Below are 14,217 nucleotides of genomic sequence, written 5' to 3' on the forward strand. Positions count from 1 at the left end.
GAGAAGATGTACTTCGCGAACTGTTCCCGGAACCCGTCGATGTTGATCATCATGCCGACCACCACGCTGTTGAACTGGCACGGTGTTTTCGGTGGGGTCTCGCCGATGTGGTGGGCGACCGGAAGCCCGGCGGCCTCGATCTCATCCCAGACCGGTTTCATCCCCACGCTGCCGTAGTCGATGATGTTGCCGTCGTCATCCTTGCCCGGGTTCAGTGGCAGCAGAAACGTCTTGAGCCCCAACGACTTCAGTTCAGCGAGCGTGCGGCGAGTGCCTTGCGGATCCCACCAATTGATCAGTCCCGCGCCGTAGAAGTGACCACCGGAGCGCTCCTGCAGCTCGGCGATGTACTCGTTGTAAATGCGGAATGCCAGCTCGCGAAGTTCCTTGTCCGGGTAGTGGAACAGCGCCAGAATCGCGTTGGGGAACGCCAGCTCCTTCTCGACGCCGTCTTCGCGTAGCTCCTGAATCCGGGCCTCGATGTTGGTACTTGCCGCGCCGGGCAGGTCGTCGTATTGCATCAGCACCGCGCTGAAGTCGCCCGGCAGGAACGACTGCCCTTTTCGCCCGACTTGGTAGGCGCCGTCCTCGTACCAGATCCGCGGCGCCTTGTCTTTGAGGTCTTCCGGGAAACGCTGGTAGAAAATGTCGTCGGCCAGCGATATGTGGTTATCCGCAGAGAAAACCACGGTTCCTTCCGGCAGGCCCACGCCCACTCCGTCGGCGTGGCCGTGCCGATCCTTCGGTGCGCCGAACCCTCCGGGCGGATAGAGCGAAATACTGCTTGTTTGAGGCGACATCACTGGCCCTCCAATCGGATCCACACTTGTTCGACAGTATTCACCAGGTCACCGGCAGTTCATAGACGCCGTATGCGAGCCGGTCGTGCTTGAACGGAATGTCCTCGATCGGCGCGGCAAGCTCCAGGGTGGGAATGCGGCGAAGCAGGGTGTGAAAGACGATTTGCAGCTCGGCGCGGGCCAGCTGTTGGCCGACGCATTGGTGCCTGCCGTAGCCGAACGCGACGTGCTGGCCGGCGCCCGAGCGATGCAGGTAAAGCCGATCGGGTTCGGCAAATGCCTTGGCATCCCAATTCGCCGGCGCCAGGTCGATGATGATTCCCTCACCGGCCCGAATGACCTCGCCGGCGATCTCGATGTCCTCGGCGGCGACGCGGCGCTGCCCGTTTTGGATGATGGACAAGTAGCGCAGCAGCTCCTCCACTGCGTTCGCAACGACTTTCGGGTCTTCGGTGTCGCGCAGCACGGCCGCCTGCTCTGGGTACTGCAGCAGCGCCAGCACACCGAGGCCGATCATGTTGGCCGTCGTTTCGTGACCGGCAATCAGTAAGCCAGTGCCTAGCTGCGCGGCCTCCTTGACGCTGAGCTCACCGGCCTTGACCCGCTCGGCCAGATCCGAAACCGCGTCCTCGGCCGGATTCTCCATCTTGGCCTGGACCAGCTGAGCGAGGTATTTGTTCAAGTTCATCGCACCTTTGACGGTGTCCTCGCCGGTCGCGTAGCGCGCGAGCCCGATGTTGGCGTGCTGCTGAAACATCTCGGCGTCCTCATACGGAACGCCCAGCAGCTGGCTGATGACCAGCGACGGGACCGGCAACGCGAGGGCGGTGACGATGTCCGCAGGCCGCGGTCCGGCCAGCATTGCGTCAATGTGCTCATCGGTGATCTGCTGTATCACCGGCCGCAAGCCTTCGACCCGCTTGAAGGTGAACGGCTTTGACAGCATTCGCCGAAACCTGGTGTGCTCCTCGGCGTCAGAGGTGAAGACCGACCTTGGGCGCTTATGCACGGTCGACAACATGCCCGCGTTCCAATGCGGAAAGCCGGGCCGTCGGTCGTCGACGCTGACGCGGGAATCGGAGAATAACGTCCGCACTTCGTCGTAGCCGGTGATGAGCCACGGGGTGCTGCCGTCCCAGATCTTGACTTTGGATAGCGGCCGCGCAGCCCCGAGCTCCATCACCTCCGGTGGCGGGGCGAACGGGCAGCCGGCGGCCCGACCCATCGGATACTCCGGTACGTCAGAGACCGCCTCGGTTGCGGTGAGGGTGTCGGACACTTCTCACTCCTCGATGTGGATGGCCAGTGCGGGGCAACCCGCGGCGGCCTTGCGGGCATTGTCAGCCTGATCGGCGGGCGGGTTCTCATTCAGCAGAACGACGACTCCGTCATCGTCGCGCTGATCGAAAATTTCGGGCGCGTGCATCACGCAATTCCCCGACGATGCGCATTTGTCTTGGTCCACAGTCACTTTCATCATTTTCTACAGCCAGCTTCTTTACCGGTGCGGGGTGACCGGCGCCAGCCAGAGTCCCACGACCGCATCGATCAGGCCGGATCCCGCGGCCCGCCAGGACGAACGAGCCGCGGATGTACTTGCCGCCATTGCCCTTTCACGGTCGGCGCAGGTGTGCATCAGCAGATTGCGGGCCATCAGGTTTCGCTCCGCCCGAACGTCGGCCGGCAGCTCCGGAAGGCACCGGTTGATGCCGTCAATCACCTGAACCAGCGATTCAGAGGTGAGCGCGTCCTTGACCACAATGTTGTAGTAGGCAGGATCGGTCATCACTTGTGCGGCGAAGCGCGCGTACCAGGTCGGGTTACCCAGCGCGGCCAAGTGATCGGTGAGCGGGCGGACCAGACACGCCACCCAACTGCGCATATCGTCGGCGGCCCCAGACTGCATGATCTCGGCCACCATGTGTTCCCGCAGCCGCTCGATCGGGATGCGATGGCGTTGCTCGATAGCCCGCACCAAATCGGTTTTAGTACCGAAGTGGTAGCCGACCGCGGCATTGTTGCCCTGGCCGGCAGCCTCGCTGACCTGCCGGTTGGACACGGCGAAGACCCCATGCTCGGCGAACAGCCGCTCGGCCGCGGTCAGGATGGCCTCCTGGGTCGTGCTGGCCCGGTCGGTGCGCGCGGCTTTCGCGGTAGTCACCTGGCCAGTCAACGCCCTGATCCCAATTAAGTCAAGCGATTGATTTAATCGTGCTGGTCGCTGCGACGGCGGATCGCTTTACCGGCAGACGTGCCGCCGTCGACCGTCATGACCGTCCCGGTGACATACCGGGATCGGTCGCCCGCCAGATACAGCGCAGCCTCCGCGACGTCTTCGGGAGTGCCCTCTCGCTTCAGCGGCCGGTCGGCTTGCATCTGCGCCCTAATCGTCTGCTCGAAACGCGCGATCTTCTCCGCGGATTCCCCGGTGGCCGACGAGGCCAGCAATGGCGTCGGTATGCTGCCGGGCGCGATGCAATTGACCCGGATGTCGTAGTACGCCAACTCGATTGCCGCCGACTTGGTGAACTGGATGACCGCCGCCTTCGACGCGCGGTAAGTCATCACGCCGCCGCCGGCCTGGATGCCGCCGATCGACGACACGTTGATGATCGAGCCGCCGCCGCTGGACGCCATCTGCCGGGCTGCATCCCGGGTACCGGCCATCACGCCCAATACGTTGACGGACATCACCCGGTGAAAGTCGGCGAGGTCGTCGTCCAGAAAGCTGCGATGCATCCTGCTGGAGACTCCGGCGTTGTTCACCATCACGTCCAGCCGCCCGAACATCTCCACGGCAGCCGCGACGAGCCCCCCGACCTCCTCGGGATCGGCGACGTCGGTCAACCGGAAGGCCGCGTCGTGGCCCAGCGCGGCGGCAAGATCCTCACCGCGGTTGCGTTCGAGGTCGGCGATCATCACCCGGGCGCCTTCCGCGACAAACTTCTCGACGACCCCGGCACCGAGGCCCGACGCACCGCCGGTGACAATCGCGACCATGCCAGCCAGTTCGTTGACCATGTCGAAGAGTTAATCGGCGCAACAACGGTTAAGTCAAGCGATTGATTTACCCAGATGATCGCAGACCCCGTCATGCTGGTGCTACGTTCGGCTTAGTGACGCGATTTGTTTACTTCGAGTCCTCACGGCGTTGGCCTGGAACGACCACGCTTCGCCTGTCTCGGCAGGATCCCGTGGTCCGTCTTGACCTGGTGGCGCAGTGAAAGTAGTCATCAACCGATTCAAAGGAACCGATTTGAAACTCCATCGATTTAGCGCTGCGGCGAGTGTGCTGGCAACCGGTGCGCTGATGCTGTCCGCGTGTGGAAACAACAACGACAACACCAGCAGCCAAGGTGGTACGACGTCCGGTTCGCCTGGTTCGGCGGCGAAGGTGAGTTGCGGCGGAAAGCAAGCGCTGAAAGCCAGTGGGTCCACCGCCCAGGCGAACGCGATGGCCCGTTTCGTCAACGCCTTCGAGCAAGCGTGTTCCGGTCAGACCTTGAACTACACGGCCAACGGCTCGGGTGCAGGGATCAACGAGTTCATTGGTAATCAAACTGATTTCGGCGGCTCGGATGTGCCCCTGAAGCCCGACGAACATGATAAGGCGCAGCAGCGTTGTGGTTCGCCGGCGTGGGACCTGCCGGTGGTGTTCGGCCCGATCGCGGTGACCTACAACGTCTCCGGCGTGACCTCGCTGAACCTCGATGGACCAACCGCGGCGAAAATCTTCAACGGCACCATCAAGACGTGGAACGACCCGGCCGTCACGGCGCTCAACGCCGGCACGGCCCTGCCGGCGTTGCCCATACACGTCGTCTTCCGCAGTGACCAGTCGGGGACAACCGACAACTTCCAGCAATACCTCGATGCCGCATCCGACGGTACGTGGGGCAAGGGCACCGGAAAGTCGTTCAACGGCGGCGTCGGTGAAGGTGCCAAGGGCAACGACGGTACGTCGGCGGCCATCAAGAACACTCCGGGCTCAATCACCTACAACGAATGGTCGTTCGCGCAGGCGCAGAAGCTGAACACGGCCAAGATCGTAACGTCGGCGGGTCCCGATCCGGTGGCGATCAGCGCCGACTCGGTCGGCAAGACCATCGCCGGGGCAAAGATCAAAGGGCAGGGCAACGACCTGGTGCTCGACACCGTGTCGTTCTACAAGCCGACGCAGCCGGGCGCCTATCCGATCGTGTTGGCAACGTATGAAGTTGTCTGCTCCAAGTACCCCGACAGTCAGGTCGGCACGGCCGTAAAGGCATTCCTGCAGACCACCATCGGTCCGGGCCAGAATGGCTTGGCGGACAATGGATATATCCCGATTCCCGACGCGTTCAAGTCGAGGCTGTCAACGGCAGTCAATGCCATCGCTTGATGATCTAGAGGCATTTTGTCAACCGTAACGACGCCCGCGCTGACGGCTGACGACGGAGCCAAGGCACGGCGGGGCGACCGGCTGTTCAAGTCGGTCGCCGCGCTATCCGGGTCCACGATCATGATCGCGATCGGCATGATCGCGATCTTCCTGTTGGTCCATGCCATCCCGGCGCTGCGCGCCAACCACGCCAACTTCTTCACCAGCGCGCAGTTCGATACCACCGACAGTCATCACCTGGCATTTGGTATTCGTGATCTGTTGATGGTGACGGTGCTGAGCTCACTATTCGCCCTAGCCTTGGCAGTACCCGTCGCGATCGGGATCGCCGTGTTCCTCACCCAATATGCGCCGGCAAGGCTATCGCGCCCTTTCGGCGCGTTAGTCGATCTGCTGGCCGCGGTGCCGTCGATCGTCTTCGGACTGTGGGGAATTTTCGTACTGGCACCGCAACTCGCGCCGATCGAAGACTTGCTCAACCGCGACCTGGGGTGGCTGTTTCTGTTCAAGGCGGGAGACGTTTCGTTAGCCGGCGGCGGCAATATCTTCACCGCCGGCGTCGTGCTCGCCGTGATGGTCCTGCCGATCATCACCTCGGTTTCGCGAGAAGTATTCCGGCAGACCCCGTCTCCCCACATCGAAGCGGCGCAAGCACTGGGCGCGACAAAGTGGGAGGTAGTACGGATGACCGTGCTGCCGTTCGGTCGTAGCGGCGCCGTCGCCGCGTCGATGCTGGGGCTGGGCCGGGCGTTGGGCGAAACGGTTGCGGTGCTGATCATCTTGCGCGCGGGAGCGCGCGCCGGGAATTGGTCGCTGTTCGATGGCGGCTACACGTTTGCTTCCAAAATCGCCTCTGCGGCAAACGAATTCAGTGAGCCTCTGCCCACTGGGGCCTATATCGCGGCCGGTTTCGTACTGTTCGTTCTGACATTCATCGTCAACGCGGTCGCCCGCGCGATCGTTGGCAGGGCGGTTAAGACATGAGCGCGCCCACCCTCGAGGTTCCGGTAAAAGCGGTAGCGGTTCGGCGTATCAGCACTGGGCGGCGGATCAAAAACCGCGTCGCGGCACTGCTTTTCGTCACATCGTTCGGCATCGCGCTGGTACCACTGGCCTGGCTGTTATGGATCGTTGTCCAACGAGGCTGGTATGCCATCACGCAACCCGGTTGGTGGAGTCACTCACTGCGCGGCGTGCTACCGGAGCAGTTTTCCGGCGGAATTTATCACGCCCTTTACGGGACGCTGGCGCAGGCTGGGGTGGCGGCAATCCTTGCTGTACCACTGGGATTCATGACCGCGGTGTACTTGGCGGAATACCGTTCCAGTCGGCTGGCGCGGGTCACCAGCTTCATGGTCGACGTGCTCGCCGGTCTGCCCTCGATAGTGGCGGCGCTGTTCATCTTCAGCCTGTGGATCGCCACAATCGGTTTCCAGCAGAGCGCCTTCGCGGTGTCACTCGCGTTGGTATTGCTGATGTTGCCGATCGTGGTGCGCTCGACTGAGGAAATGCTCAAGCTCGTGCCCGACGACCTTCGAGAAGCCAGCTACGCGTTGGGCATTCCGAAATGGAAAACAATCATGCGGATCGTCGTCCCGATCGCGATGCCGGGCATCATATCCGGCGTCCTGCTGGCGATCGCGCGTGTCATGGGCGAAACGGCGCCGGTGCTGGTGCTGGTCGGATATAGCCGGGCGATCAACTTCGATATCTTCAACGGCAATATGGCATCGCTGCCGCTGTTGATCTATACCGAACTCAACAACCCCGAACACGCAGGGTTCCTGCGGGTTTGGGGCGCCGCACTGACGTTGATCATCGTGGTGGCGGTGGTCTACTTGGTGGCCGCCGCCGCTAACCGCTTGATCGCGATCCGTCGGCGCTGACCCGCTACCCGGGACATCCGGCAACGACGTACTTGATCGCACGGTCATTGCCGCGGTCAGCGACGTACACGTTGCCCGCATTGTCCACCGCGAGCTGTAACGGCGTGTTGAGTCCGTTAACTGCAAGTGGTGTAGGAACATTCGACCCGGCCGGCAACTTCAAGACTTGGTTGTTGTCGTGTTCACTGACGTAGACGTTGCCGGCACCGTCCACCGCCACACCCCACGGGACAGTCAAGCCGGTAAACGGCAGAACGGTCTGGTTGCTGGATCCAGCCTCCAGCTTGACCACCCGGTTGTTGTCCGTGTCGGCGACATACACGTTGCCGGCGCCGTCCACCGCCACACCATCTGGGTTGTTCAGTCCGGTAAACGGCAAATCGATCGGGGTGTTCGATCCAGCGGGCAACTTCACCACCCTGTTATTGCCCCGATCGGCGACATACACGCTGCCAGCGCTATCCAGCGCGATGCCCTCCGGGTAACTGAGACCGGTGAACGGCAGCTGAGTCTGGTTGTTCGAACCGGCCGGCAACATCACTACCCTGTTGTTGAAGTCGGTGACATACGTGGCGCCCGCCGCGTCGACAGCCACCGCTTGGGGTTGGTACAGACCGGTGAACGGCAGCACCGTCGGCGTGGTCGACCCGGCCGCCAATTTCACGACTCGGCCATACATGCCTTGGTTGGTGACGTACACCGCGCCCGAGGAATCCACTGCCAGTCCGCCGGGAGACAGGCGGAAGTTCAGCCCATCGAACGGCAGCACGTTTTGTCCGCAGGCTTGCGTCGCCGGAGCCGGAGAGGAGTGCGGCCGGACCAGATATCCGAAAATAGCGACGAGCAGGACCAACGCCACGGCCGCGAGGATCCACCACTTGCGTCTGCTGGGCCGAGCGGGTCCGCTGGGTGCGAAGTCAGGAGGCTGCGCCGCAGGTTGTGGGCGCACCGGTGGCGGGCCGACAAGCACCGGGGCGGACGGTCGCCAGCCCCCGGCGCCGTTGCCGCCCGTCGCGGGACGCACCATCGTCTCGGCGTCTTGGCCGTGCTGCAGAATGCTTTCGGCTTGGTGAAGCTCGGGTGCAGTCAGCGCGTCGAGGGCGGCGTTGGCCAGCTCGCCGGCGGTGCGGTAACGCTCCTCAGGGCTTTTTGCCATCCCTCTGGCGATCACCTCGTCGAGGGCCGCCGGAATCCGTCCGGGCCCCAGCTGGCTGGGCCGCGGCGGTGTCTCCATCAGATGCGCGGCAACCAACCGTTCGATGCTGTCGGCCCTAAATGGCGGCGACCCAGTCAAACACTCGCCCAACACACAGGCCAGCGCATAGATGTCGGAGCGATAGGTGACCTCGTTGCCGGTGAACCGCTCCGGCGCCATGTATTTGTAGGTGCCCATCGCCATCCCGGTTTGGGTGATTCCCTGGTCGCTGCCCGAGCGGGCGATACCGAAATCCACCAGATAGGCGAAGTCATCACCGGTAATAAGGATGTTCTCCGGTTTGACGTCGCGGTGCGTCACCCCGTTGGCGTGCGCGGCGTCCAGCGCGCAGGCGACCTGACGCACAATGGCCACCGCCCGCGGCGGACTCATCGGCCCACTGCGTTTGAGCACGGCAGCCAAGTTGGCACCTTCGATTAGGCGCATGTCCAGATACAGCTGGCCGTTGATCTCGCCGTAGTCGTGGATCGGCACGACGTGTGGCTCGGTCAACCGTCCTGCGGCGGCGGCCTCGCGTTGCATCCGGGTGCGAAACATCGGGTCGTCGGAGAACTGCGGCGAGATCAGCTTGAGCGCGACGACCCGGCCCTTGCGGGTGTCCTCGGCTTCGTAGACCTCGCCCATCCCGCCGCGGCCCAGCAGCCGCATCAGCCGGTAGGGCCCAAACCAAGACCCCGCCCGTGAAACCGGCTGGCTGTTGGTCACCCTCAATGCTCCTTCTCTCATGAGATATCGTCTACTGCCGCTGCGAGTTTCGATTGAAACGAGCTTGGCATCGGGATGTACCCGTATTGGTCTAAGCCAGCTTGTCCGTTACCAATTGTGGTCTGCATGAACGCTTTTACCGCCGCGCCGGTCGCGGAGTCCGGATACTTCGAGCAGACGATTTCATAGGTGGCCAGCACGATCGGGTAGGCACCGGCCTGGGTCGGCTTGTAGAACGACGAGGTGTCGACTACCAGATCATTGCCCTGCCCCGAGAATTTGGCCCCGGCGATCGTTCTGCCGACCGAGTCGGTGGTGATTCGCACCGGATCCGGACCGGCCGATGTCACTATCTGGGCCATGGTCAATTGATGGCCCACCGCGAAAGACCACTCGTTATAGGTGATCGACCCGTCGGTTGCCCGCAATGCCGCCGACGTGCCTTCGTTTCCGCTGGCGCCTTGCCCGACGCCACCGTCAAAGTTTTCGTCGGTGCCCTTACCCCACGCGCCGTCGGATGCGGCCGCGAGGTACTTCTGAAAGTTGTACGTAGTACCGGATTTATCGCTGCGGAAGACGACGTTGATCGGCGTTGCGGGCAGGTTAACGTTCGTGTTGAGCGCTTTGATGGCCGGGTCGTTCCACATGGTGATGCTGCCGTTGAAGATCTTGGCGGTGGTTGGTCCGTCCAGGTTCAGCGAACTCACGCCGACGACGTTGTAGGTGACCGCTATCGGACCGAACACCGCGGGAAGGTCCCACGCCGGCGAACCGCAACGCTCTTGCGCCCGGTCGGGCTCATTCTTCCCGGGATCCAACGGCTTGTCGGAGCCGGCCAGGTCGGTTTCGTTGTTCAGGAACTGCTCTACTCCGGCGCCGGAGCCGTCGGCGTTGTAATCCAGCGTGGAGCCCGAGCAGGCCCGGATGTAGGCGTAAACAAATTGCTCGATCGCGTTCTCCTGCGCGGTCGAACCGCTGGCTTGGAGCTTCTTCTTGCCGCCGCAGTCGACGGGCACCGCCGCTGGCGTGGATCCAGGCGACGACGTTGCAGAACTGCCTTTGCTGCCGCACGCCGACAGCACCAGCGCGCCGACGACCAGCAGGCTCAGCGCTGCGGCACATCGGTTGACCTTCACCACGGTTCCTTCTCTGACGTTCAGCTGTGGCTCGGCAACAGCACGATGAGCCAACTGTTAACAGATAACCCTGTAGAGATGAATAAATCTTTAACGTCAGCTTTGTGCTGGCTTTGTGTGTCCTGCGAACAATCTGCCAATTAACCGCGAAGGGAGCTTCGCTCAGTAACGTCGGTGCAGCTCAGGCGTCTGCATCGACACTTGCCAGGAATTCCAGCAGCAATTCGTTGACGACTCCGTGCTGCTCAATTTGCGGGCAGTGGCCAGCCGCCTCGACCACAGCCGAGCGTGCGTGAGGAATCTGATCAGCGATCGCCTTCGCCCAACCCGGCGGGAGAAGTTTGTCGCAGCCGCCCTCGATGATGAGCGCCGGAACCCCGACTTGCTGGTAAGCCCGTTTGCTGGACGGGGCCGCCGGCGGTGCAGCGCCGGGTCTGCGGAAGCGAGCGGCCGCGAGCGCCTCCCACGCGCCGGGGGCGATGCTCGATTCGAAACGACGTTGGACGTAGGCGTCGTCGGCCGGATAGGACGGATCGTGAAAGAGTGCCTCGACGATCCGGCGCATGGCCGGCACGGTCGCGTCGTAATCGTAGAGGGCGTCCATGTGGTGGCTGCGTTGGATTTCACCGCCGCCGCAGATTGCCACCATGCTGCGCATCGGTAGCACCGGCGAAGCCGAGGTGGCGTCGGTGAGCAAGTTGATCGCGCCCATCGAGTTACCGACGAACTGCGCGGAGTCAACGCCGAGCGCGTCGCAGAACCGGGCGATGTGTCGGATCCGCATGCCGCGCCCGTCGGTGAAGTCGATGACCTTGGCCGACTGGCCGAAACCCAGCATGTCTGGCGCCAGCACACGGTATCGCTCGGCAAGCGCAGGTATCGTTCGCTCCCAGCTGATTTCGGCGCTGACGCCGAATTCGCCGCCGTGCAGCAGGATCACCGGGTCACCGGCGCCGGACTCGAGGTAGCTGGTGGCCAGCCCGTCGACCGCGGCGGTTCTGGTATGAATTTTCACGGCATCGGAGCGGATCGCATGAATGTCAATACTTGCGATGCCAGCAGGTTCAGTTGGTTCGTGACGGTCGCGTCGACCAGTTCGCCTGCCGCGTCCCAGATTTGGTCCGCGGAGTTGATCGCGACACCGAGCGGAGTCGGCCATGCGCGCAGGGCATGCCCGACGGCGCGGAGCTGGTCTAGTGTGCCGACCGCCGCCTGCCACCCGTAGGCACAGCTGATGCAGCCCCACGGTTTGTTGTCGAGGTAGACGCGCGAGTCGTCACGCATGTCCTCGATGTAGTCCAGTGCGTTCTTGACCAATCCGGAGATGCCTCCGTGGTACCCGGGCGATCCGACGATGACGGCGTCGGCGGCGCGCAGCGCCTCGATCAGCGCAACTGCCTCGGGCGTGCGGGCCGGTTCGTGTGGGTTGTACATCGGTAGCTCGATGTCGGCGCCGCAGTAGAGCTGGGTGCGTCCGCCCTGGCGCTCAACGGCGGCCAGCGAATGCCGTAGGGCTCGTTCGGTCGACGAGTTCGCCCTCAATGTTCCGCCGAGGCCCACCACCAGCGGCCCGTCGCCTCCCGACCCTTTTGTCAACATCGACCTGTCCCTTTTTACTTGATTGCAATGGGATTGACCGGAGATCCCACCGCACCAACGACTCTCAGTGGCGGTGCGATCAGCTGGAACTCATACACACCATCGGCTGCGCAGTCGGCCGCCAATGCGGTCAGATCCCAGTACTCGCCGAGCATCAGCCCCATGTCTCGCAGGCAGAGCATGTGCATGGGCAAAAATGTTCCCTGCACCCCGGATATCGGGTCTTCGACCATGAGATTGTCGGCGGCCACCGCCGCGATGTCGTGGTCATGAAGCCAAGAAGCGCACCGCCAGTCCAGGCCGGAGCCGGGTTCGCCCCCGTTGCCGGTTTCCAGAAACCTTGCCCACCAGCCGGTTCGGATCAAGATGATGTCGCCGCGCCCGACGGTAACGCCCTGGGATCGGGCAACGTCCTCGAGTTCGCCCGGGGTGATCGGGTTGCCTAGCTCAAGAAATGTGTCTGCGCCGCGATGCCGAACAAGGTCGAGAAGTACACCGCGCGAGGTGATGCCCTTGGAGTCGACTTTGTCGATGCCGCAGTGAAGCGCGCCGAGGCTGGTTACCGAGTCCGCCGGGAAACCGTTGTAAAGCTGGTCTTCGTAGTAGACGTGGGAGAGCGCATCCCACTGGGTAGCGGCCTGCAGCGGCATGATGACCATGTCGTCGTTGAAGCGAAATAGGTCGTCCTGGAAATATTTTCCTAGTTCCTGCGCACCCGGGTTGCTGGCCCAGTCCGGGCCGTAGCGAGGCAGTGAGCGCGCGTCGCCGCCGTCTATCGTCATCACGTGGATCGGGTTGTGCCGGAACTTGAATGAGCCCTGCGGGCCCGACGATCCGAAGTCCACGCCGAGCGGAAATACCTTGCCGTGCTTGACCAGACTGGCCGACTGCGCAACCTTGTCCGCGGTGATGAAGTTGAGCGTGCCGAGCTCGTCGGCGTCACCCCATCGTCCCCAGTTGCAGACGTCGCGCGCGACCCGGCGAAAGTCGGTCATGCTGGCCACAGTGCTCACCCTTCCTCGAGCTCGCGCGCGATTGCGGCACCGATATTGCCGCCGTCGACCCAGAGCACTTGGCCCGAAATATAACTGGCGGCCTTGCTGTTCAAGAACACCAGGACCGCCGCCTGCTCGTCCGGCTCGGCGACCCGGCCCAATGGCTTGGGGATGTCATCCAGGTACGGCTGACCATAGGCGGCGCGCAGCTGGTCGAGAATCGGAGTCTCGGTAACGCCCGGTCCGGTGCAGTTGATGCGAATACCTCGAGCACCGAGCGCAGCGGTATTTCTCATGGTGTACAGGATGATCGCTTCCTTGGACAATCGGTAGCCCCCGTCGGCCAGCGTGTCCGGATGGCGGTGACACCAGTCGATTCCCGCGGCCATCGAGTCGGTGCGCAGCAGACCGCCGACGACTTGCTGATGCTCCCGATAACCGGACGCCGCGAGCGAGGACACGCTCACGATGGACGAGCCGGGCGCCATGTTTCCCAGCAATCCCTCGGTGAGGTGCCGTAAGCCGAGGAAGTTGATCGTGACAACCAGCAGCGGATCGCCGATCCCCGAGGAGACGCCGGCGATGTTGAACAACGCATCGACTTGCCCGCCAACCGAAGCCACGGCGCGGTCGATGGACGTCGGGTCGGTCAAGTTCAGGTCATGAAACTCCGCGATGTCGGTGCTCGGCGGATGCTTGTCCAACCCGACGACGTGTGCGCCGAGCTCCGTGAGCTGCCGGACGACGTGAGCCCCGATGCCCGACGCGCACCCGGTCACCACCACCCGGCGACCGTCGTAACGCCACAGCTGCTCGATTTGCCCCAAGTTTCAGGCAACTTTCGCTATCACGGCTGCTGGGCTTTCTGCTCCTTGGCCCGCTGCGCCGCCTGGACGCGACCCTCGTTGATTTCGGCCATCGCTTCGGGGATCTCGCTCGCGGTGAATTTCCCGCCGCGGCCGGTGGGTAGTCCGCCGAAGGAGTAGCCCTCGTCGAACTTCGGGGCGGTCGACTCGGGCCGACGCGCTTCGATCTTTTCGACCACCGGTGCCAGCCGCTTCTTCTTGTCGGCGACCGCTTTTGCGTCGCGCTCGATGAACTCCGGAAGCACCTCTTTACCCATCAGCTCGAGGGATTCCATGGTGCCTTCGTGGCTGCGCGGGTTGAGCAGCAGAATGATCTCGTCGACGCCGCTGTCTTCGTAGCCGCGCAGGAACTCTCGAACGGTGGCCGGCGAGCCGAACGCGCCGCGACCGGGGCCGTAGGCCAGCGTCGGGTCCTTCTCGCATTCTTCGAGATAGCGCTTCCACACTCCGGTCCGTCCAGGCGTGTGGATACCGGTCATGTAGTAGTGCATGATCCCGAACGAGAAAAATCCGCCACCCATCCCCAGACGCTCGACCGCTTGCTCGTCGGTCTTGGCGACCATCATCGACAAATCACCGCCGATGGCAAGGATGTTCGGATTGATCTGCGGGGTGATCGGCACGCCGCTTTCC

The 14,217-nt window shown here is 63.1% G+C and carries 14 protein-coding genes and 1 pseudogene; 3 read left to right on the top strand and 12 right to left on the bottom strand.

Going from position 1 to position 14,217, the window contains the following annotated elements:
- The 5 genes from WBF82_RS18915 to WBF82_RS18935 all read right to left on the bottom strand — a co-directional run.
- Positions 1-800, bottom strand: an 800-nt coding sequence (locus WBF82_RS18915; RefSeq protein ID WP_424384479.1) for an amidohydrolase family protein, incomplete at its 3' end; no start/stop codon positions are given.
- A gap of 40 nt (positions 801-840) precedes the next feature.
- A complete protein-coding gene (locus tag WBF82_RS18920; RefSeq protein ID WP_424384480.1) occupies positions 841-2,079 on the bottom strand; it encodes a cytochrome P450 in 1,239 nt (412 codons plus the stop codon).
- Between the two features lie 3 nt (positions 2,080-2,082).
- Positions 2,083-2,277 carry a ferredoxin gene (locus WBF82_RS18925; protein WP_424384492.1) on the bottom strand — a complete coding sequence of 65 codons (195 nt, stop codon included), beginning with the start codon at positions 2,275-2,277 and terminating at the stop codon, positions 2,083-2,085.
- 21 nt (positions 2,278-2,298) lie between these two features.
- A complete protein-coding gene (locus WBF82_RS18930; RefSeq protein ID WP_424384481.1) occupies positions 2,299-2,961 on the bottom strand; it encodes a TetR/AcrR family transcriptional regulator in 663 nt (220 codons plus the stop codon).
- A 44-nt stretch (positions 2,962-3,005) separates the two neighbouring features.
- Complete coding sequence (locus WBF82_RS18935) at positions 3,006-3,821, bottom strand: SDR family NAD(P)-dependent oxidoreductase (RefSeq protein WP_424384482.1); 816 nt, start codon at positions 3,819-3,821, stop codon at positions 3,006-3,008.
- 235 nt (positions 3,822-4,056) lie between these two features.
- Between WBF82_RS18935 and pstS (WBF82_RS18940) the strand changes: the two genes are divergently transcribed.
- Genes pstS (WBF82_RS18940) through pstA form a run of 3 tightly spaced genes read left to right on the top strand, consistent with a single transcriptional unit; the run spans position 4,057 to position 7,067 of the window.
- On the top strand, positions 4,057-5,181 hold the full coding sequence (gene pstS / locus WBF82_RS18940; RefSeq protein ID WP_424384483.1) for a phosphate ABC transporter substrate-binding protein PstS: 1,125 nt from the start codon (positions 4,057-4,059) through the stop codon (positions 5,179-5,181).
- A 15-nt stretch (positions 5,182-5,196) separates the two neighbouring features.
- Positions 5,197-6,165, top strand: a complete 969-nt coding sequence (gene pstC / locus WBF82_RS18945; RefSeq protein WP_424384484.1) for a phosphate ABC transporter permease subunit PstC — start codon at positions 5,197-5,199, stop codon at positions 6,163-6,165.
- Positions 6,162-7,067, top strand: coding sequence for a phosphate ABC transporter permease PstA (pstA, locus tag WBF82_RS18950; RefSeq protein ID WP_424384485.1), 906 nt, complete (start codon positions 6,162-6,164; stop codon positions 7,065-7,067). Before pstC ends, pstA begins: the two co-directional genes overlap by 4 nt.
- A 4-nt stretch (positions 7,068-7,071) precedes the next feature.
- Here pstA and WBF82_RS18955 read toward each other — a convergent pair whose 3' ends face one another.
- The 7 genes and pseudogenes from WBF82_RS18955 to WBF82_RS18985 all read right to left on the bottom strand — a co-directional run.
- A complete protein-coding gene (locus WBF82_RS18955) occupies positions 7,072-8,988 on the bottom strand; it encodes a protein kinase domain-containing protein (RefSeq protein WP_424384486.1) in 1,917 nt (638 codons plus the stop codon).
- Positions 8,989-9,005: 17 nt separating this feature from the next.
- Positions 9,006-10,124 carry a phosphate ABC transporter substrate-binding protein PstS gene (gene pstS, locus WBF82_RS18960; protein WP_424384487.1) on the bottom strand — a complete coding sequence of 373 codons (1,119 nt, stop codon included), beginning with the start codon at positions 10,122-10,124 and terminating at the stop codon, positions 9,006-9,008.
- 181 nt (positions 10,125-10,305) lie between these two features.
- On the bottom strand, positions 10,306-11,139 hold the full coding sequence (locus WBF82_RS18965) for an alpha/beta fold hydrolase (RefSeq protein WP_424384488.1): 834 nt from the start codon (positions 11,137-11,139) through the stop codon (positions 10,306-10,308).
- Positions 11,136-11,723, bottom strand: a complete 588-nt coding sequence (locus WBF82_RS18970; RefSeq protein ID WP_424384489.1) for an NADPH-dependent FMN reductase — start codon at positions 11,721-11,723, stop codon at positions 11,136-11,138. Before WBF82_RS18970 ends, WBF82_RS18965 begins: the two co-directional genes overlap by 4 nt.
- A 14-nt stretch (positions 11,724-11,737) precedes the next feature.
- Entirely contained in the window at positions 11,738-12,727 is a 990-nt protein-coding gene (locus WBF82_RS18975; RefSeq protein WP_424384490.1) for a cyclase family protein, read from the bottom strand.
- 5 nt (positions 12,728-12,732) lie between these two features.
- The gene (locus WBF82_RS18980; protein ID WP_424384491.1) at positions 12,733-13,545 is read right to left on the bottom strand and encodes a coniferyl-alcohol dehydrogenase; all 813 of its coding nucleotides are present in this window, start codon (positions 13,543-13,545) and stop codon (positions 12,733-12,735) included.
- Between the two features lie 20 nt (positions 13,546-13,565).
- A pseudogene (locus WBF82_RS18985) lies at positions 13,566-14,217 on the bottom strand (LLM class flavin-dependent oxidoreductase); the annotation flags it as partial.

It is taken from the genome of Mycobacterium sp. (assembly GCF_049673265.1).
In the GTDB taxonomy this organism is placed as follows: domain Bacteria; phylum Actinomycetota; class Actinomycetes; order Mycobacteriales; family Mycobacteriaceae; genus Mycobacterium.